This is a genomic window from Microbulbifer maximicatervae (SeqCode), from assembly GCF_052467385.1.
Genome location: NZ_CP174311.1, coordinates 1,890,141 through 1,907,537, shown reverse-complemented (window position 1 = coordinate 1,907,537; position 17,397 = coordinate 1,890,141). Strand labels below are relative to the sequence as shown.

Here is a 17,397-nt window from a genome sequence, read left to right as displayed (position 1 = left end):
TCTCCCGGAGCAATAAGGTTGCGCCGGAGTATGCGGGCTGATAATTTTATTAAAAACCGCAACATTATCAAATCACCTTTGCAAATATGGCAATAATCTCACGTACCGAAGACCTAGAAATTTTCCTGGCAACTATTGACTCTGGCAGCTTGTCCGCAGCCGCGCGCGCACTGGATATTCAGGTTGCACGGGTATCCAGGGCCTTGAGCCGCCTGGAGTCAGAACTAGACTGCACCCTGCTAAATAGGACCACACGCAAACTGGAGCTAACGGAGGAGGGGCGCCTCTTCAGCGACAGGGTGAGACAAGGGCTGCAATGTTTGAGTCAAGCGGAAGACACTTTGAAAGAACTGAAGGAACAGCCGTCAGGGCGGCTACGGGTGGATGCAGTGACGCCGTTTATGATTCACCAATTAGTGCCACTACTACCTGAATTTCAACAAGCCTATCCACACATAGAATTAGAGCTTGTCAGCAATGAGAGCATTATTGATCTCATTGAGCGTCGAACCGACGTTGCGATTCGAATTGGCCCCTTAAAAGACTCCAACTTGCATGCGCGTTTTTTAGGGCGAAGCCCTTTATCCATTGTTGCCAGCCGGCAATATCTAGAGCGCTACGGCTCCCCTAACCATATTAATGAATTAACCAACCACAGGATCATCGGCTTTACTCAATCCACACATCTTAATAGTTGGCCTATCGGGAAAGGGGTTGATGTAAAACCGAATATCAGTAGCAGCAACGGAGAGCTAATTCGCCAAATGTGCCTGCAAGGGGAAGGCCTGGCATTATTATCGCACTTCATGATCAAGAAGGATTTAAAAGCAAAAAAACTATTAGAAATACTACCGGGGAGTGTATCCAAGCAGAACCAGCGCGAACTCGTCAACGCCGTTTTCTATCGCAACACAGCCCTCTCTTCTCGTATTCGTGCTTTTTTAGACTTTATTGAACCGCGCTTAACGCTTGCATAGGAAGTCAATGAAAATACAACACCAATACATTCAAACCTCAACGGCAAAAAGACCTAATCATGCACTTTCAAATATCCTGAAAAATCAGCCTGCTTCACTTTATTTTATAAAGCACTGAAAAAAATTACCCTTAAAAGCAAGGCCAAATTTTAGAACCAAACACAAAACCAGCTGAACAATTTTTGCTTATTCTATTCTCTACTAAACTGATCCCTACCATCCCTCAATCTACCTCAAGGCATCCTTAAATGGCGAGCATACGTTTCGGAGTTGTTGGCACAGGCTATATTGCTGGCTTTACCGCCCGAGCCATCAGCCAGGCTGGCAACGCCAGTCTTTCCTCCGTCGCCAGCAGGCGGCATACAGCAGCCAAAGAGTTCGCCCGCGAACACGGGATTCCCAATGTCTACCCGGATTGGAGGTCACTGGTAGAGGCGGAAGATTCGGATGCCATTTACGTGGCTAGCCCCACCACCAGCCGCGAGGAAATCTGCCTCGTGGCACTGGCCAACCATAAGCATCTTCTCTGTGAGAAACCTTTTCTCAATACTGCCTCGGTCGCCAAAATTGCCGCTCGGGCTCAGTCTGAAGGGTTGGCATTTATGGATGCCACACATTTCACCCATCACCCCCGCACTGCCAAGATTATTCAGCGGCAAAAAAATTATCTGGGCCAAGTTAATAGAGTTCACAGCGCCTTTTTTATCCCAATGATGGACCGCGACAATATTCGCTTCAATTCACAAAAAGAACCCACTGGCGCAATCGGGGATATCGGCTGGTACAACATGCGTGCAATCGTCGAATATATGCGCCCTACAGGAGCAATAAAGACAATTTCAGGAGCGATAAAGCGGGACTCGCAAACAGGGACCATTATTAGCGGTGCGGGCCTGATTGAATTTGCCAGCGGACAGACTTCAACTTTTGACTTCGGCTATGACTCAGGCGTTTGGCAAATGGACCTGGATATTCTGGGTGAAAACGGCCTGATCCAACTGGATAACTTTGTGCTCGACTGGAGAGACAGCGCAGTCTTTTACAACCCTGAATATACGCCAGAATTTGTGATTCGCCGGGGGGAGGCATCCCCAGACGAGTTCGAGCACCAGCAAGTGCCAATAGAGCGATCGCAGGCGGTACAGATGATCGAAGACTTCTGCCACTTAACAACCCCAGATAATCAAGTTGAGCGTACCAAGGCTATAGAAAGAGCCCGCGCAACCCAGTCATTGATCGACCAGTACTGCCAAGCAGTTGGCGTAGCCGTCTAGCTATCGCCACCAACGCGCGGTATTGAATCAGATATGCAGGATAACGTGCCGAGCCCCATGATGATGGCGGTGCTCCCAAAGATAGATCCCCTGCCAGGTACCCAGCATCAGGCGCCCCTTTTGCACTGGAATCGATAAGCTGGTCGCGGTAAGGCTGCATTTGATATGAGCCGGCATATCATCTGGTCCTTCAAGGGTATGGGTATAAAGCGAGTCATTTTCCGGCACCAGTCGATTGAGCCAATTCTCAAGGTCACGGCGCGCACTGGGGTCGGCATTCTCCTGGATCAGTAAGCTTGCAGAGGTGTGCTGTATAAAAAGTGTACACAAGCCTTCATCGAGGGCCTGTTCACTGACCCAATCAACTACACTGCCGGTAAACTCGTGAAGCCCCTGCCCATGAACCGGAATTTTTATCTCACCTATTGCCATACGGTTTCCTATATAATTCGCGCCCGCTTTTTGTACTGACACCGCATTGTAATATGGCACTGTACCGCGTTAATACTGACGACTACCCACAACAGCTTCAAAACAAGGCCGAGCGCCTGCAAGAGGCTTACAGCAAGTTCACTGACCTGGAGCCGGAACTCTTCCCCTCCCCGCCCATTCACTACCGCCTGCGCGCCGAATTCAAGGTGTGGCATGAGGGAGGTGTAGCCAATTACGCCATGTACCGCCAGGGAGAGTACAAGAAGCCCTTTATCATCGATGAATTTACCGTCGGCTCTGAGCTGATGAACCAGTTGATGCCGAAGGTGCTGGCTGCTGTCAATAATAGCGAAGCCCTACGCAAACGCCTGTTCTCCGCCGAGTTTCTTACCACGCTGAATGGTGATGCGCTGATTACGCTGATCTACCACAAGAAACTGGATGAGACCTGGGAGCAGGAAGCCAAAGCACTCCAGGCACAGCTGGGATTCCCGATTTTGGGGCGCTCGCGCAAGCAAAAAGTGGTTTTGGAGCGTGACTTCGTTACCGAAAAACTGGATATCGATGGGAAAACTTACCAGTACAAACAGGTGGAAGGCAGCTTTACCCAACCCAATGGAGCGATCTGTCGTTCCATGATCCAGTGGGCGAGAAGTGCCTGCGGAGACAGTGATAGCGATCTGCTGGAGCTCTACTGTGGCAATGGCAATTTCACCATCCCGCTCAGCGAGAAATTCCGCAAGGTCCTGGCCACTGAAATCTCCAAGGTATCGGTAAATTCGGCCCAGGAGAATATCGCCAACAACCAGATCACCAATCTGGATATCGTACGTCTATCCAGTGAAGAGTTTACCCAGGCCATCGATAAGGTACGCCCCTTTCGCCGCCTTAAGGATATAGATCTGGATAGCTACGACTTCTCCACCGTCCTGGTTGATCCCCCCCGAGCGGGCTTGGATGAAGACACCTGTGCGATGGTCGCCCGCTTCCCGAGAATCCTGTATATCTCCTGCAATCCGGAAACCCAATTGGAAAACCTGGAGTCGCTGACCAAAACCCATCGCATTGAGCGCTTCGCGCTCTTCGATCAGTTCCCTTATACCGACCATACTGAAACAGGGTTATTGTTGGTGAAGAAGTAATCGCTTCCGTTATTCCCCTACACCACCCCGGCATGCTGATAATTTGGCACGCCGGGTGCTTCTAAATTAGCTGCTCTCCATTAAGCGAATCTGCGATCCAAATTCAAGGCACCACAGCCCCGACAGTGTTTTATAAACGCCTCTTCTATGCCCAGGGGCTCCTGACAGTAAAAACAGCATCCCTCTCTCATCGTCAAATGATCAGCAAAATTTTTACTGTAGAGCATGGGCAGCTTAAGTTCCCTTCTCAGCGCCTTTACTAAGCTTGCAGTAATGCGCCCCTCAGGAAAATCCCGTGCTATTCCTTGAATGTTCGACAGGGTCTTAGCAGAAAACGCCCAAACTTCACCACAGTGGTCACAGGAAATTATCATTTTCCAATTTACTCCACCCTTCCAAAGATACAATTATTTTAGTCCCAAAGGCTGAAGTATTTTTTCCATCTGCTTAAAGGAAAGGCGACACAACAAAGAAGGAAATAATCTTTCCAGCCACCACAGCAACTTAAGTTTTGCTGGCACAACAATGATTTCTTTGTTCTTTGCTATTTGAAACAAAGCCTTTTCTGCAAAAGCATCAGCAGATATTGGCCCCAGAGGCTCGAATATCTCTGCTTGCTGTTGAAGAGGAATGGGAGTTGGCATCCGCCCATTGACGCCACCTCCCTGCAAAATCGGCGTTGATACTGCCCCGGGACACAAAACACTCACTCGAACACCACAGGACTCAGCCTCAGGGCGAATAGCCTTTGATATTGCTACCACAGCACTCTTGGAGGCTGAGTAGGCAGCCATTGCTGGCGACGGAACTAAAGCCGCCATCGAGGCAGTATTGATAATATGGCCAAAGCCCTGGCGCTTCATGACCTGAAAACCACATTGGAGCCCATGAAAAACGCCAAACAAATTGATATCAATCGCCGCTTTCCAATCTTCAAGATTATGATCGGAAAAATATCCACCCACCCCTATACCAGCATTGTTAAAAAGGAAATCTAACGGAGATATTTCACTAATGACCTGAAAAAATTGATCAAAGTTACGAACATCCAAGTGAACAAACGATGCTCTCCCACCGGACTCCTGTATTTGGCTGACAACCTGCGTAGCGAGGTCCTGCTGGATATCCGCGATAATGGCTTGAGCCCCAAGTGCTGCCAGTCGACAGGCCAAGGCCGCACCGATTCCAGAAGCACCACCGGTAATCAGTGCCGTCTTGCCACTGAAGTAAGATACCTGATCCATAAGCGCTTTCCCTTCCTTGCTTTTACCACTTTATACCCCAGTTTCTGCTATCATCGCGCCCGCAAAACCTAAGGGGTGGCCTTGCCTGAGATGTCCGGGGATCAAATTGGTCTGTCGCGACAAACCCTTGAACCTGATCCGGTTAATACCGGCGTAGGAATAGGTAGACAAAGCAAAACCTCCCCACGTCGCACTCCGGGTCTCTTTCACTGCCGTTATTCGAGAGAGAACCATGAAAAAACAGTTTCCCACCCACCCTATTGCCTGGTCTGTCAGCCTTGCCAGCAGCTTGTTCGCCGGTATCGCCACCGCAGAAACCGGGCTTGAGGAAGTGGTGGTTACGGCACAGCTACGGGAAACCAACCTTTTGGAGCTTCCTTCCAGTGTTACCGTGCTGGATGAAAGCGCGATCGATGCGCGGGGCGCAGCCAACCTGGACCAGCTTTTGAACATGGCGCCCAATGTGAATTTTTCCTCCGGCGCCTCCAGGGGACGATTTGTACAGATTCGCGGCATTGGTGAGCGCAGCCAGTTTATCGATCCAGTAAACCCCTCAGTTGGCCTGATCATCGACGGTATCGACTTTACTGGCCTGGGGCTCGCAGCCAGCACCCTGGATATCGATCAAGTGGAAATCCTGCGGGGCCCACAGGGCACGGTGTACGGCGCTAATGCCCTGGCCGGCCTGATCAACATGACCAGTGCAGCGCCCACCAGTGAGTCAACCACCAAGGTGTCCTCCGAGCTGAGTGAGTACAATGGACAGAGCCTGTCCGCGACTACCAGTGGTTCTTTGAGCGATGCTCTTGGCTATCGACTGGCTGCCAGCAAACGCAAATCCGACGGCTATACCGAGAATGTGTATCTCAACCGAGATGACACCAGCAATATTGATGAGTCTGTACTGCGCGGTAAGCTGGCCTACTCCCCGTCCGACGATTTAAAGCTGGGCGTTACCCTCTTCTATATCGACGTTGATAACGGCTACGATGCTTTCTCTCTCTATAACACTCGCGAAACCCAATCTGACCAGCCCGGCTGGGATCGCCAGGAAACCTTTGCCGGCGCATTGACTACTCAATGGTCTGGTAACGAGAACTTTACCCTAGAAGGCACCCTCAGCCTCGCCGATTCAGATACAGAATATGGCTACGATGAGGATTGGAGCTATGTCGGCTTTCATCCCTGGGAATACAGCTCCACGGATAATTACCAGCGCGATAAAGACAATATCAGCATTGACCTTCGCGCACTCTCTACCGAAGAGTCCAAGTTATTCTGGGATCGCAGTCACTGGGTTATGGGCCTTTATGGCCGCACGGAGCGCGAGGACCTGAATCGCAACCAGAGCTTCCGCAGCACTTTTGATACTGAAAACTCTGCCATCTACGGCCAGCTCTCTACGGAAATCACCCCTGCGATCAACTTGATCACCGGTCTGAGACTGGAAAGACGCGAGGCCGATTACTCAGATTCCTATAACATCGATGCAGATAATGGAGAAAACCTGTGGGGCGGCAATATCTCCCTGCAATACCATTACACCGACAACACCCTGCTCTACGCTACGGTTTCCCGGGGCTATAAAGCCGGCGGGGTAAACGGCAGAATCATCTCAGAATCAACAAGCAACACTGAGATCAACAGTGACATGTTCGAGTTCGATACCGAACAACTGCTCAACTATGAATTAGGTATTAAAGGCAGCTGGCTGGAGAATCGTTTGCAAGCTCAGGTTGCGGCTTTCTACCAGGATCGAGATGACGTTCAGGCCAAGGTTTCTATCTTTAACCCTGCCGACTACTCATTTAGTGACTACCTTGCCAATGCAGCCGGCGGAAGCACTACTGGTCTTGAGGTGGAACTGAACTATCAGGCTACCGACGCCCTGCGCTTTTTCGCCTCTGCTGGCTGGCTGAATGCGGAATTTAAAGACTACAAAAGCAGTTCCCACGTCGATGCCCGCGATGACTACGCAGGAACAGTGTTGGCTGCGGTTGATCTGGATGGCCGTGATATCGCTCACGCCCCCAACTACCAGTTCTTTACCGGTACAGAAATCGATCTGCTTCCAAACCTGATCTTACGATTGGAGCTTGAGGGTAAAGACGAGTTCTACTTCTCAAACAGCCACGACGAAAAATCCACAGCCTACGAACTGGTCAATGCTCGCCTGACCTACCAGGGAGATAACTGGGATGTTGCCCTGTGGGGAAGAAACCTCACTGACGAAGATTACTATGTGCGCGGGTTTTACTTCAGTAACCAGTATGGCAACAACCCGGCCAATGGCTACGCACCCGAGCCCTACTATCAGTATGGTGAGCCACGGATTGCCGGGGTAACAGGCACCTACACCTTCTAATCACTCAGTGACTTTGGGGCAGCGTTTCGCTGCTCCAGAACTCTCTATCAAGAGGGAAATTATGCAGCTCTCTGTCGAAATCAGTATGTATCCGTTAAAGGACGAATACATCCCGGCTATTCAAGCGTTTATCGCACAGTTAAACAGCCACCCAGAACTCAAGGTAATCACCAATACAATGAGTACTCAGGTGTTTGGCGATTACGATCTGCTGATGGATATGCTCAAGTTGGAAATGCGAAAATCCTACGAACAGTTTGGCCGCGCCATTTTTGTATGCAAGTTTATCGACGGCGACCTGGCCCCGGGAGAAGCGCATGTTTGACCAGGATATCATCACCGCAATCAGCGCTTCGATTGCGGCCATGTCCCTCTGGGAAGTAGCCGCTGTAATACTGGCTCTGGCTTATTTACTTCTGGCCATGGGAGAGAAAATCAGCTGCTGGTATGCCGCCTTTGTCAGTACGGCGATCTATCTTTTTCTGTTTTGGGATGTCAGCCTGTTAATGGAGTCTGCACTACAGGTTTTCTATCTGCTGATGGCAGTTTATGGCTGGTGGCAATGGCGAAATCACCGCAACCAGCAGGACGATTTAAAGATCCATCGCTGGAGCGGAAAAACCCACTCAATAGTTATTGGCGCTACCCTGATACTGACGTTACTGATCGGCTACCTACTGGATCGCAACACCAGTGCCGCCCTCCCCTACCTGGATTCATTCACGACTCTGGGGGCAATCGTCACCACCTATATGGTCACCCGGAAGGTACTGGAGAACTGGCTTTACTGGATTGTCGTAGACGGAGCTTCAATCTATCTCTACCTGGACAGAGAACTCTATCTTACTGCCGTATTGTTTATGCTGTACCTGGTGCTGGTTGTGATTGGCTATTTCCAGTGGTTAGCCATTTTCCGAAAAGAGAAACTACAAACCGCAAGCACTCCTCAAACAATGGCAGCGGCATAGTGACCAACTGATATGAGCCAGGACTTGAGCAACATCACCCCCAACGATTGGCATCATTGGAGCAAGGCCCGGCCCACGGTGGTCAGGGCCCTGGCTGGGGGGCTAACCAATAACGCCTTTCTGGTTGAGTCCGCCGATCAGCGGATGGTGCTTCGGATAAACTCCAGCATCAGTGATCAACTCAATCTCGACAGGGCTGCTGAACAGCAGGCGCTACAAGCTGCCACATATTCCGATAGTTGTGCCCCTTTGGTTTACTGTGACCCGCATTACCGATATTTGCTGACCCGCTATATTGAAGGCACTCCCTGGGATAAAAATGTCGCCCACAGTTTGGAAAAACTTGCCGATCTGCTGCGCCGTATACACGGCTCCCCTGCAATTGATGCCCAATTAAACATCGGTGAGAAAATCTCTAGTTACAGGCAGTTTATCGACAAACGAGCCAGTTATTTCCACTTGCTCGACACACTGCAAGAGAAACTTCCGCAATTAATTGACGCAGCTTATCGGATGGGCGACGAATTTTGCCTGTGTCACAACGATCTAACGGTTGGCAACCTGATCTGGGCTCCCTCTGACAAGCTATACGCTATCGACTGGGAGTACGCAGCAATGGGGGATAAATTCTATGACCTCGCTGTTTTGGTAGAGGAACACAACTTGAATCAGCGAGAGCAAAATAGTTTGCTGGAGTGCTATCTTAATCGCACTGTGTCACCTGAAGACAATCAGCGCTTGGGGTTATGGCAGCTGATCTACGGTTACCTTTGTATTCTCTGGCACGGGGTACAATGGAGTAACCAAACCCAAAGGTCCCCGGGGCAAGGGAGATATATCGGGAAAAAAGCCCAACAGTTATTGAAAGGCCTATCGGCTCACAGCCTCAGCTGAGTAATCCCTGCTAGAATAGGCCCAATCCCCAAGAAGCGACTTTCAGTCACTACGGCGCAATCCAAGTTGCTTTCGAAGTAATTCAACTAGGGCCCGACTCGGCTAAAATACCCCCCCTTTTTTCACACCCCTAAAATAACCACAGAGGTACTCCTGTGATCAGATCATTTTTTGCAATACTACTTACCTTTATCGCTATCAACGCACAAGCGGTAGAGAAACCCGAAGGTTTTAAAACGATAGACGGGCTGTTTGCTGCGCTTTCAAACCTGGACCACCAGGCTATGCGAGACGGTGTCAGCGACGATTTTATACTCCTTGAGCACGGTGAAGTCTGGGATATTGAAGACCTTATCGCCGTAATGAAACCCAAGCCCTCAAAGCTGGAAAGAATCAACTACTTCAGCATTATCAATTTTGAAGAGCGTGAGAACCTGCTGACCATCAACTACTGGACCAAGTCCATTTTTAAATCCGAGGATGGCAATAAAGAAGCGGTGTGGTTGGAAAGCGCCATTGTTAAGAAAATCGATGGCAAGTGGCTAGTAGCCCAATTGCACTCAACCCGCCTGCCCGCAGAGAAATTCCCCAAAGACGTCCAGTTTGAGCAGCAAGTCCTCTAATAAAATGCCTTACAGGCCCTGCCCGCACAGGGCCTGTGTCCATTTGATCTCTCTCAGGTCCCTCCCAACTGGAACAACTACCGGATTTCAAAGCTTCCAAGTGCTAGTATGTGACTCTAAATTGCATATTAGTCTCCAGTTCTAAAGGGCCACTCAATGAAGCTTAAAGTTTACCTCTCCGGCGAAATCCACTCCGATTGGCGTGCGCAAATTATCGAAGGTTGCCAAAAAGAAGGGCTGGATATCTCCTTCTCTTCCGCAGTCACCAACCACGATGCCAGCGATGCCGCTGGTGATGGCCTGGGTGAGGAGCAGAACGCTTTCTGGCGGGATCACAAATCTGCCAAAGTTAACGCAATCCGAATCAAGCACCTGATTGAAAACTGTGATTTAGCAGTGATTCGATTTGGCGAGAAATACAAACAGTGGAACGCCGCATTTGATGCCGGCTTTTGTGCAGCCTTAGGCAAGTCCTATATCACACTTCACGATGAATCCTTGGTGCACGCACTCAAGGAAGTGGACGGTGCCGCCCAGGCCTGGGCACAGACCCCCGCACAGGTTGTCGATATCCTGAAGTACTTAACCACTCAGGCCTAAGGAGCCTCTGGATAGCAAGCCGGCAGGCATCTACTGACAAAACTGCACAATCAGTAGGTGTCGCTAGCTAAAAGCCGTAATTAAGGACACCGGCATAGTTCGGCCGAGAGGCTGCCTCTGATGATGGGTTGTGCACTACCTCGCCGCTACGATTGATCGCATAGATTTCCGCACCGCAGTGCTTGCAGAATGCCTTCTCCCGTAAAGCCCCCTCTTTAAAGTGATATTTGCGCAGTGACTTTTCAGGATCGCTGATATGGATAGCGACTTCAGTATCAGCGTGCCCGCTTTGGCCCGCTGGTACAAACAGGGCATCTATAAGCTTGTTGAAATGAATCGCTCCACAATGACAAGTTAACGGATTCATAGCCTTATCTCCCTGGTCGATTAGTATGGAGAAGGAGTTTACTATTTACTTTAATTTAACAAAGGGGATATATTGAAAAGATCTTTTAGCTTTAAGGAAACAGTCTATGCGCAGAGAGTACGACAAATACCACTTGATCAACGTTTTTTGCAGTGTTGTTGATCACGGCTCCTTAAGCAAAGCTGCCAAGCACTTGGGCCTGTCTACGCCCACCGTAAGCAAGACTCTCGCCCAACTTGAACAGGCCCTTGGTCAGGTGTTACTCAATCGCACCACCCGGGCAATCGCTGTCACAGACGCCGGAAGGATTGCCTACCAGAAAGGGCAAAAAATAATCAGCTCATTCACCGAGCTGGAAGACCAGATTGCAGAGGCGGCAACGCTCACCCGAGGAAAATTAAAAATCACTTTTCCGGAAACCCTCGGCCTAAAAGTATTCAGTCATATCTGCAATGATTTTCAGAAAGCATTCCCCGATTTCAGCTTGGAGCTTATCTTCAGCCCCTATCACCTAGATTTAATCGAGGACGATATCGATATTGCTTTTCGCGTCTGGGAAACCCTGCCCGATTGCCAGTTTTACGCCCAGCCCCTATTTAGTATCCGCCCTATTTTTATTGCCGCGCCGACCTATCTGGAAGAACACGGCTGCCCCAAATCCATTACCGAGCTCAGCCAACACAACATCATGCTAACCCGCCTTGACGGCCTGGAAGATGGCTGGTCAATTGATGGGAAGTTCTATCAATTCAATGGAAATTTAATATCCAACAAAACTTTCCATACCCGAGCAGCCGCATTAAACGGGAATGGCATTGCCAAGCTTCCCTCCTATTTTTGCCAACGGGATATCAAAAAGGGGCGACTGGTAGAGGTACTCCCTGACTTGGAGCGAAAAGATAAAACTGTAGGCGCTATCTATAAAGTAAAGCGAAAAGATTCAAAGAAAATTGACGTGTTTTTGAACTTTGCACAAGAGCGCTTGCAGGAGTATGACTTTAGCCTGTTTGATGAGTGAGAATGTGCCACTAAAGAGCTCTGCAGCGATTAGAGATCCTCTGTGAAACACTCAGCTGTTTAGCACCACATTAGGTGGTACCATAGAACAATAATAAGCGACTTACTACTGGGGCCTAAGAGAGTGAAAGCACTACTCTCGAAGCACACTGTGGATACATCCCCTCTCCTTAATTGGTAAAGCCGCACAACAGTCATACACTGGAGATTGAAGTGACAATCACTAAAGAGGTCGAACAAGGCCAAGCTGTCTATTCCAAACCCGTACTTTGGCTTTATGATATGTGGGTTTTGGGCATATCAAACCGCTTTATTTGGAAGTGCCCAACTCCTGGAATATTAGAGCACTTCAATCGAAATATATCCTCCAACCACTTGGATGTAGGTGTTGGAACGGGCTACTTTATGGACAGGTGCCATTTCCCCTCCGACAAAGTCCGCCTCGCCCTGATGGACCTGAATCAAAACAGCCTGGATATATCAGCGCAAAGAGTGGCCCGGTATAATCCAGCACAGTTCCGCTGCAATGTCCTGGATAAAATCACTTTAGAGACTGAGGTTTTTGATTCAATTTCCTTAAATTACCTATTTCACTGCCTCCCCGGCAAGCTGTCAGAAAAATTGGTTGCGCTAGACAATGTCGCAACCCTGCTATCGGAATCAGGCACTGTATTTGGTTCCACCATCCTGTCTGAAGGAGTACCGAAAAGTGGAGCTGCCAAGAAATTAATGGCTATCTACAATAAGAAAGGGATATTTTCTAATACTCAGGATTGTGAAGAGGACCTCGATACATTCCTTGCCAGTCGATTTAAAGAGTACAAAATAGAAGTTCGCGGGTGTGTAGCACTATTCAGTGCGCGGCACAAAATCACTGGCTAGAATATCTCAAGGGTACTTATGAGGATGAAATTCTCGTTTAAGTTGGGGCTGAGAAGTCCACTGATATTCATTACCTTGTTAGCTTTAGCGGTAGTTCCCAATTATTGCCTGGGCCTGCATTTCAGTGTATTTGAAGATAAATTTGAATGCCTTGATATTTACAATTCTCTAAACTGTGCACGGTCAATCGAAAGTGGATTGAGTGATCAGGTCAACCATATCCAGCGGACGCAACCAGGGCACCTGACTATAACCCTGAATAGCGGGAAATCACTGACCTACACAGATGTCCTTCCCGCTAATAATCCCGCAGAACATATAGCCTACTCTGCAATTGATCAAATAACTGATTACCTGCTATTGATACATCAACAGCTCTGGGAAGCACACTCCTATATTTTGCTCGACTTGAGAAACAGCAATGAATATTCTCTTGCCGGCTACCCTTTACTGTCTCCGCAAGGCGGATATCTTTTTGTTGCCGAACAAGACCTGGATGCCGGTTTTAATGAAAATGCCTTACAAGTTTACAAGCTATCTGAAAATACTTTGGACTTGCTATACGAGCTAAAGCCTGAAAACTGGGGACCAGAGCAAGCTTACTGGGCTACAGAAAATACAGTCTCTTTCACACAAAAGCAGCTTAACCCCAACTATTTTTCAAATGAAAATCAGCCCTTTTATCTTGAGACTGAAGCTGTGCTCTCTATTGCCCCTGATAGCCAGCGTGTAAACATTCGATATTTTGATTAAAATACCCCTCTTTAATGTACCCGAAATATCTTGGAGCTATTTTGACAGCCAATTCAGATCTCTCGATATTATTTGTCTGCCTCGGTAATATTTGTCGTTCCCCCTTAGCCGAAGCCGTTTTCCGCACCAAGGCACAGCAGGCGGGTATTCCTGTTTCCGTCGACTCTGCGGGCATTATCAGCTACCACGCGGGTAAGCGACCAGATCCGCGAACTTTGGCTATTGGTGAAGAAAATGGCTATTCATTTGAAAATAGCTACGCTCGCCAGGTAGCCACCACCGACTTTACAAAATATGATCATATCTTTGCGATGGACAAAGATAACCTGGAAGCACTGCAATCCTTGCAGCCTGACTCATCAGACGCTCAACTAGGGTTATTTTTATCAGTGTTGCAAGATAGTGATTTCGCTGAAGTACCCGATCCTTACTATGGTGGTATTGAAGGGTTTCAACATATTCTCCAGCTTATAGAACAAGCATCTGATGCATTTATCGAGCAGCTTAAAAGCAGAGAATAAGCAAAGCCCCCCACAAATTCTACCGGGCTTGTGGGGGGAAACTTTCCTCCAAGGCAGACCTATCCCACATTCCCTTATCGGCTGCGGCTTCATAAGTACTCTGCAAAAAATCAAACAGCGCCTCATCAGGGGAGCGTGAAGCTCTCACCGCATCATAGGGCAGCAAGAACTCACCCAAATCTTTGGAATAGTAAGCTGAGGCCGGCGCCACCCTTGCTTCGGGAAACCCTTGGGGCTCTGGGTAAGTATACGAATAGAAGCAAGCGCCATCTACACCACCACCACCAGGCCAAAAACCGGCACTGCTAACCTCATGGGAGTAGGCTTCCCTGGCCACCCAATCGGGAAAATGTGGAACGCCTCCAGGGTGCGGAGGCGCCTCCCTGCCAGAAAAACGGGTAAGTGCTAAATCAAAACTTCCCCAAAAAAAATGAATTGGACTGCACTTGCCAATAAAACGACTGCGAAACTCAGTGAAAACCCGATGAATTTGCACCAACGCCTGCCAAAGCTGTCTAGCATAATCCGGATCATACTCGTAGTTATCCTGATCCCTCTCAAAGGGTATCGCATCCGCCACTTCGGATGGCATAGTGTTAATCTCAACCGGTATACCTAGCTGCTTGAGTGCAGCCATCACTTCCCAGTAGAAATCAGAAACTGTGCGGGACTCCAAGGGTAATACCCATTCTCCCCCCTCAGTGGTCAACAGCTTCAGTACGTGATGATAGAAATCAAAGCCAATAGAAAACGACCGCCCTCCATAAGGGATAAGGGATGTCTCCAGCCCTCTGGCGGTAATATATAAAGGAACATGCCAGGAGTGATTGATCCAAGGGGTTTGTACCAGGCGAATCTTGCCAATAACTTGCATCCACATATGCAGGGTGGCAATCGTATTTACCGACTCAGCGTAGGGTAACTCTGGCCAGTCTTTACTCTCAGACCGATTCTTTAAGTTGCTCACTATACGTGCTCCATCTATTCTTTGACTCGCTCGATACCTAGTGCCTTCTGTTAACCGCCAAGCTTAGACCACTAAAAATACCCCGTCCGAAAAAAACTAAAAACAGATAAACAGCTCTCTTTTGATCATCATGAAAGACTACTTTAAATTCAGGCTCGACAGCCAAGCAACAAGCATTATCGAGACCCCATAGAGAACAATAATGATAAGGGTTCCGATAGTGTTGATTTTTGTTAGCTTTCCTGACTTGTCAGACAACCAAGTATTAAAAGCTCTAGTTATCAGCGGCATCGCCACCCAAGTAAGCGACGTAACAATTAATAAGTTGATAAAGAAGTTAGTCGTCGCAAAGGGCCAACTCTCTACCAAAGGTAACAACCACATCGTAACAACCATAACTATCGGATATAACATCAATAAAATGAGCATGGCCATTTTCCACTGCGAGGGCGCAGTGTCTTGAGCTCGGCCACGAGCCCGAGAAAACCAATCCTCAAAGCCATGCCCTATCCGCTTTATTTTTACATCTTCAAAAAATCCTTCACCACGTTTTACCAATCGCTTATGTTCATCAGAATTAAGCCAGTTGTCTAAATGCTTGTTGGAGTCAAATCGAAATATTGCAACCCATTCCTCTTGAATACCCTTTATTGGCTTAGTTAGACCAGCGCCCAAGAAGCCTGGATATTTTTTAAGTGCTTTATCAATCTCTTTCTGCCACTGCATATATTCGCGAAAAAATTCCGGCTTCACTTTTTTGGATATCACAATCGTTACGGGCACTGTTAGTTGATCTGCACCAGCGATAACTTGAGATACTACTTCAACCGAGAATTTCTTCTCTAAAAAAGCAATTAGGTCTTTAAGTAAGTTATTTCCAAGAAACGTTTCAAGGTGAGCAACCGTATCAAATTGAAATATTTGAACCCACTCATTTTGGATATTAGAAACGGGCTCTAACAAATTCACCTCGAGCAGCCCATCACAATCTAGCGCAACATCCACCAGTTTCTGATGCCATGATCGATACTCATCCCCCAGGTACTTTGGCACCTCTTGAGACAATACAAGACAAGCACTGGAACCCTCTTCCATTATCTGGTAGCAGCCTCCGGCGGATGAACTAGAGATCAAAGTATTATTCAAGCAGAATGTATTTGTGTTCATTTTTGCGAACGAATGCTTTTGCTGAAAACTATCGCAACAAACAAACTTAGACGAAATGTCAGGACTGACATCAAGGGTAGCATTTGGGAAGTAACGCTCCGTACGAATGACGAAGCGATCTGCAGAAGTGTCGCCTATTTGGGTGACACTTCCGCTAGAAAAATAAATGCGCGAGCAATCAGCTAGTCAGGCTTTCACTAACAACCAGTACTTTGCCGTCACGCCCGCCTGCCGCAGCTATTCGTACCGCTTCTTTAATTTCAGACAGAGGGTATGTGCCATGAACTGGTGCAGATAACTTACCTTCCGCTACAAGCTTTGTGATAGTGCCAAAAACTTCCTGTTGCCGCTCTGGGGATGCCGAGCCGAACCATTTGGCCAGCCAGAACCCGCGCACGGTGATATCTTTAAAGATGATCATCCCCGGTGCGATAACGCAGGGTTCCCCACTAAGCGCGCCATAATTCACTAAGGTTGCGCCATTTGACAGAGCTTCGCCCATACGAGCAGTTGCCATTCCACCAACAGCATCAATGCCTAGCTTGATCTCAGCACCACCAGTAGCCTCAGCCACTCGCTTACCCAGGTGCTCACCATCCACGAGAACCACATCAGCGCCTGCGGCCTTCATCGGCTCAATCAAAGACTCACGGCGGACAACATTGATCACTTTCAGGCCCCGCAACTTGGCCAGGGTTGTCAGATAAGACCCCACACCGGAATTTGCGGCATTCTGAATAACCCAATCCCCCTCCTTGAGATCTACAAATTCGCTCAACAGCAAGTAAGCTGTTGGCGGATTAATCGTTATCATGGAAAGCTGTAGGGGGTCTACATTATTCGGGAGCGGAATCAGCCCCTGGGCATTGGCCACCATATGTGTAGCCCAGGTGCCGCTTCCTACCGGCAGGAGAACGACTTGGCCAATGGCTGGCGCGGTAACATTAGGTCCATGTTTGACGACCTTGGCAACACCTTCATTGCCTCCAACCGCAGGAAGAGGAGGCAACATCCCATAATCGCCCGTCAGGGTCAGAACATCTGAAGGGTTAATTGGAGCTGCCAGCATCTCCAGCAACACCTGCCCCTCTTGAAGTTCAGGGGTATCAAAGGACACCGCCTCAATAACATCCTGCGGCACTGGTCCGCGCTCTTGATATTCCGCCTTTAACATATCGCCGTATCCTTTTTCCGATTGATTATG

The 17,397-nt window shown here is 48.6% G+C and carries 19 protein-coding genes and 1 riboswitch; of the genes, 13 read left to right on the top strand and 6 right to left on the bottom strand.

All coding sequences use genetic code 11. From position 1 onward, the window contains the following. Positions 1–86 precede the first annotated feature (86 nt). Together ACJJIR_RS08270 and ACJJIR_RS08265 are read left to right on the top strand one after the other, a co-directional pair. On the top strand, positions 87–977 hold the full coding sequence (locus ACJJIR_RS08270) for a LysR family transcriptional regulator (protein ID WP_444907978.1): 891 nt from the start codon (positions 87–89) through the stop codon (positions 975–977). A 248-nt stretch (positions 978–1,225) separates the two neighbouring features. Beyond that, positions 1,226–2,251, top strand: a complete 1,026-nt coding sequence (locus ACJJIR_RS08265; protein WP_444907977.1) for a Gfo/Idh/MocA family protein — start codon at positions 1,226–1,228, stop codon at positions 2,249–2,251. Positions 2,252–2,278: 27 nt separating this feature from the next. On the opposite strand, the gene ACJJIR_RS08260 is transcribed toward ACJJIR_RS08265, so the two are convergent. Then, on the bottom strand, positions 2,279–2,683 hold the full coding sequence (locus tag ACJJIR_RS08260) for a secondary thiamine-phosphate synthase enzyme YjbQ (RefSeq protein WP_444907976.1): 405 nt from the start codon (positions 2,681–2,683) through the stop codon (positions 2,279–2,281). Positions 2,684–2,736: 53 nt separating this feature from the next. Here ACJJIR_RS08260 and trmA point away from each other — a divergent pair, with 53 nt between their 5' ends. Then, positions 2,737–3,825 carry a tRNA (uridine(54)-C5)-methyltransferase TrmA gene (gene trmA / locus ACJJIR_RS08255; RefSeq protein WP_444907975.1) on the top strand — a complete coding sequence of 363 codons (1,089 nt, stop codon included), beginning with the start codon at positions 2,737–2,739 and terminating at the stop codon, positions 3,823–3,825. A 407-nt stretch (positions 3,826–4,232) separates the two neighbouring features. Here the strand turns inward: trmA and ACJJIR_RS08250 are convergent, their stop codons facing one another. Continuing rightward, positions 4,233–5,069 carry an SDR family NAD(P)-dependent oxidoreductase gene (locus tag ACJJIR_RS08250; RefSeq protein WP_444907974.1) on the bottom strand — a complete coding sequence of 279 codons (837 nt, stop codon included), beginning with the start codon at positions 5,067–5,069 and terminating at the stop codon, positions 4,233–4,235. Between the two features lie 61 nt (positions 5,070–5,130). Next, positions 5,131–5,246, top strand: a riboswitch (TPP riboswitch). 55 nt (positions 5,247–5,301) lie between these two features. Here ACJJIR_RS08250 and ACJJIR_RS08245 point away from each other — a divergent pair. The 6 genes from ACJJIR_RS08245 to ACJJIR_RS08220 all read left to right on the top strand — a co-directional run bounded on the left by ACJJIR_RS08245 (position 5,302) and on the right by ACJJIR_RS08220 (position 10,519). Then, positions 5,302–7,434 (top strand): TonB-dependent receptor, encoded by a 2,133-nt coding sequence (locus ACJJIR_RS08245; RefSeq protein ID WP_444907973.1) that lies wholly within the window; start codon positions 5,302–5,304, stop codon positions 7,432–7,434. 61 nt (positions 7,435–7,495) lie between these two features. Then, on the top strand, positions 7,496–7,759 hold the full coding sequence (locus tag ACJJIR_RS08240) for a hypothetical protein (protein ID WP_444897651.1): 264 nt from the start codon (positions 7,496–7,498) through the stop codon (positions 7,757–7,759). Next, positions 7,752–8,402: a nicotinamide riboside transporter PnuC gene (gene pnuC, locus ACJJIR_RS08235; RefSeq protein WP_444907972.1), complete on the top strand. Its 651-nt coding sequence runs from the start codon at positions 7,752–7,754 to the stop codon at positions 8,400–8,402. The genes ACJJIR_RS08240 and pnuC overlap by 8 nt, the downstream gene beginning before the upstream one ends. A gap of 12 nt (positions 8,403–8,414) precedes the next feature. Next, entirely contained in the window at positions 8,415–9,296 is an 882-nt protein-coding gene (locus ACJJIR_RS08230) for a phosphotransferase (RefSeq protein WP_444907971.1), read from the top strand. 155 nt (positions 9,297–9,451) lie between these two features. Then, a complete protein-coding gene (locus ACJJIR_RS08225) occupies positions 9,452–9,919 on the top strand; it encodes a nuclear transport factor 2 family protein (RefSeq protein WP_444907970.1) in 468 nt (155 codons plus the stop codon). Between the two features lie 156 nt (positions 9,920–10,075). Beyond that, the gene (locus ACJJIR_RS08220) at positions 10,076–10,519 is read left to right on the top strand and encodes a YtoQ family protein (protein ID WP_444893547.1); all 444 of its coding nucleotides are present in this window, start codon (positions 10,076–10,078) and stop codon (positions 10,517–10,519) included. Positions 10,520–10,586: 67 nt separating this feature from the next. Here ACJJIR_RS08220 and ACJJIR_RS08215 read toward each other — a convergent pair whose 3' ends face one another. After that, the gene (locus tag ACJJIR_RS08215; RefSeq protein WP_444907969.1) at positions 10,587–10,886 is read right to left on the bottom strand and encodes a GFA family protein; all 300 of its coding nucleotides are present in this window, start codon (positions 10,884–10,886) and stop codon (positions 10,587–10,589) included. A 106-nt stretch (positions 10,887–10,992) separates the two neighbouring features. Between ACJJIR_RS08215 and ACJJIR_RS08210 the strand changes: the two genes are divergently transcribed. The 4 genes from ACJJIR_RS08210 (at position 10,993) to ACJJIR_RS08195 (ending at position 14,059) form a co-directional block, all read left to right on the top strand. Further along, positions 10,993–11,904: a LysR family transcriptional regulator gene (locus ACJJIR_RS08210; RefSeq protein WP_444907968.1), complete on the top strand. Its 912-nt coding sequence runs from the start codon at positions 10,993–10,995 to the stop codon at positions 11,902–11,904. 212 nt (positions 11,905–12,116) lie between these two features. Further along, the gene (locus tag ACJJIR_RS08205) at positions 12,117–12,785 is read left to right on the top strand and encodes a class I SAM-dependent methyltransferase (RefSeq protein WP_444907967.1); all 669 of its coding nucleotides are present in this window, start codon (positions 12,117–12,119) and stop codon (positions 12,783–12,785) included. A 24-nt stretch (positions 12,786–12,809) separates the two neighbouring features. Then, positions 12,810–13,538, top strand: coding sequence for a hypothetical protein (locus tag ACJJIR_RS08200; protein ID WP_444907966.1), 729 nt, complete (start codon positions 12,810–12,812; stop codon positions 13,536–13,538). 41 nt (positions 13,539–13,579) lie between these two features. After that, the gene (locus ACJJIR_RS08195; RefSeq protein ID WP_444907965.1) at positions 13,580–14,059 is read left to right on the top strand and encodes a low molecular weight protein-tyrosine-phosphatase; all 480 of its coding nucleotides are present in this window, start codon (positions 13,580–13,582) and stop codon (positions 14,057–14,059) included. A gap of 19 nt (positions 14,060–14,078) precedes the next feature. Here the strand turns inward: ACJJIR_RS08195 and ACJJIR_RS08190 are convergent, their stop codons facing one another. The 3 genes from ACJJIR_RS08190 to ACJJIR_RS08180 all read right to left on the bottom strand — a co-directional run bounded on the left by ACJJIR_RS08190 (position 14,079) and on the right by ACJJIR_RS08180 (position 17,367). Next, positions 14,079–15,026 (bottom strand): DUF5996 family protein, encoded by a 948-nt coding sequence (locus tag ACJJIR_RS08190; RefSeq protein ID WP_444907964.1) that lies wholly within the window; start codon positions 15,024–15,026, stop codon positions 14,079–14,081. A gap of 138 nt (positions 15,027–15,164) precedes the next feature. After that, positions 15,165–16,121 carry an antibiotic biosynthesis monooxygenase gene (locus ACJJIR_RS08185; protein ID WP_444907963.1) on the bottom strand — a complete coding sequence of 319 codons (957 nt, stop codon included), beginning with the start codon at positions 16,119–16,121 and terminating at the stop codon, positions 15,165–15,167. A 250-nt stretch (positions 16,122–16,371) separates the two neighbouring features. Then, complete coding sequence (locus ACJJIR_RS08180) at positions 16,372–17,367, bottom strand: zinc-dependent alcohol dehydrogenase family protein (protein WP_444897661.1); 996 nt, start codon at positions 17,365–17,367, stop codon at positions 16,372–16,374. Positions 17,368–17,397 lie beyond the last annotated feature (30 nt).

What these genes read in the sequence shown, in the direction of transcription:
- ACJJIR_RS08270 (WP_444907978.1), top strand. Translation starts at nt 87, where the DNA reads ATGGCAATAATCTCACGTACCGAAGACCTAGAAATTTTCCTGGCAACT.
- ACJJIR_RS08265 (WP_444907977.1), top strand. Translation starts at nt 1,226, where the DNA reads ATGGCGAGCATACGTTTCGGAGTTGTTGGCACAGGCTATATTGCTGGC.
- ACJJIR_RS08260 (WP_444907976.1), bottom strand. Translation starts at nt 2,683, where the DNA reads ATGGCAATAGGTGAGATAAAAATTCCGGTTCATGGGCAGGGGCTTCAC.
- trmA (WP_444907975.1), top strand. Translation starts at nt 2,737, where the DNA reads ATGGCACTGTACCGCGTTAATACTGACGACTACCCACAACAGCTTCAA.
- ACJJIR_RS08250 (WP_444907974.1), bottom strand. Translation starts at nt 5,069, where the DNA reads ATGGATCAGGTATCTTACTTCAGTGGCAAGACGGCACTGATTACCGGT.
- ACJJIR_RS08245 (WP_444907973.1), top strand. Translation starts at nt 5,302, where the DNA reads ATGAAAAAACAGTTTCCCACCCACCCTATTGCCTGGTCTGTCAGCCTT.
- ACJJIR_RS08240 (WP_444897651.1), top strand. Translation starts at nt 7,496, where the DNA reads ATGCAGCTCTCTGTCGAAATCAGTATGTATCCGTTAAAGGACGAATAC.
- pnuC (WP_444907972.1), top strand. Translation starts at nt 7,752, where the DNA reads ATGTTTGACCAGGATATCATCACCGCAATCAGCGCTTCGATTGCGGCC.
- ACJJIR_RS08230 (WP_444907971.1), top strand. Translation starts at nt 8,415, where the DNA reads ATGAGCCAGGACTTGAGCAACATCACCCCCAACGATTGGCATCATTGG.
- ACJJIR_RS08220 (WP_444893547.1), top strand. Translation starts at nt 10,076, where the DNA reads ATGAAGCTTAAAGTTTACCTCTCCGGCGAAATCCACTCCGATTGGCGT.
- ACJJIR_RS08215 (WP_444907969.1), bottom strand. Translation starts at nt 10,886, where the DNA reads ATGAATCCGTTAACTTGTCATTGTGGAGCGATTCATTTCAACAAGCTT.
- ACJJIR_RS08210 (WP_444907968.1), top strand. Translation starts at nt 10,993, where the DNA reads ATGCGCAGAGAGTACGACAAATACCACTTGATCAACGTTTTTTGCAGT.
- ACJJIR_RS08200 (WP_444907966.1), top strand. Translation starts at nt 12,810, where the DNA reads ATGAAATTCTCGTTTAAGTTGGGGCTGAGAAGTCCACTGATATTCATT.
- ACJJIR_RS08185 (WP_444907963.1), bottom strand. Translation starts at nt 16,121, where the DNA reads ATGGAAGAGGGTTCCAGTGCTTGTCTTGTATTGTCTCAAGAGGTGCCA.
- ACJJIR_RS08180 (WP_444897661.1), bottom strand. Translation starts at nt 17,367, where the DNA reads ATGTTAAAGGCGGAATATCAAGAGCGCGGACCAGTGCCGCAGGATGTT.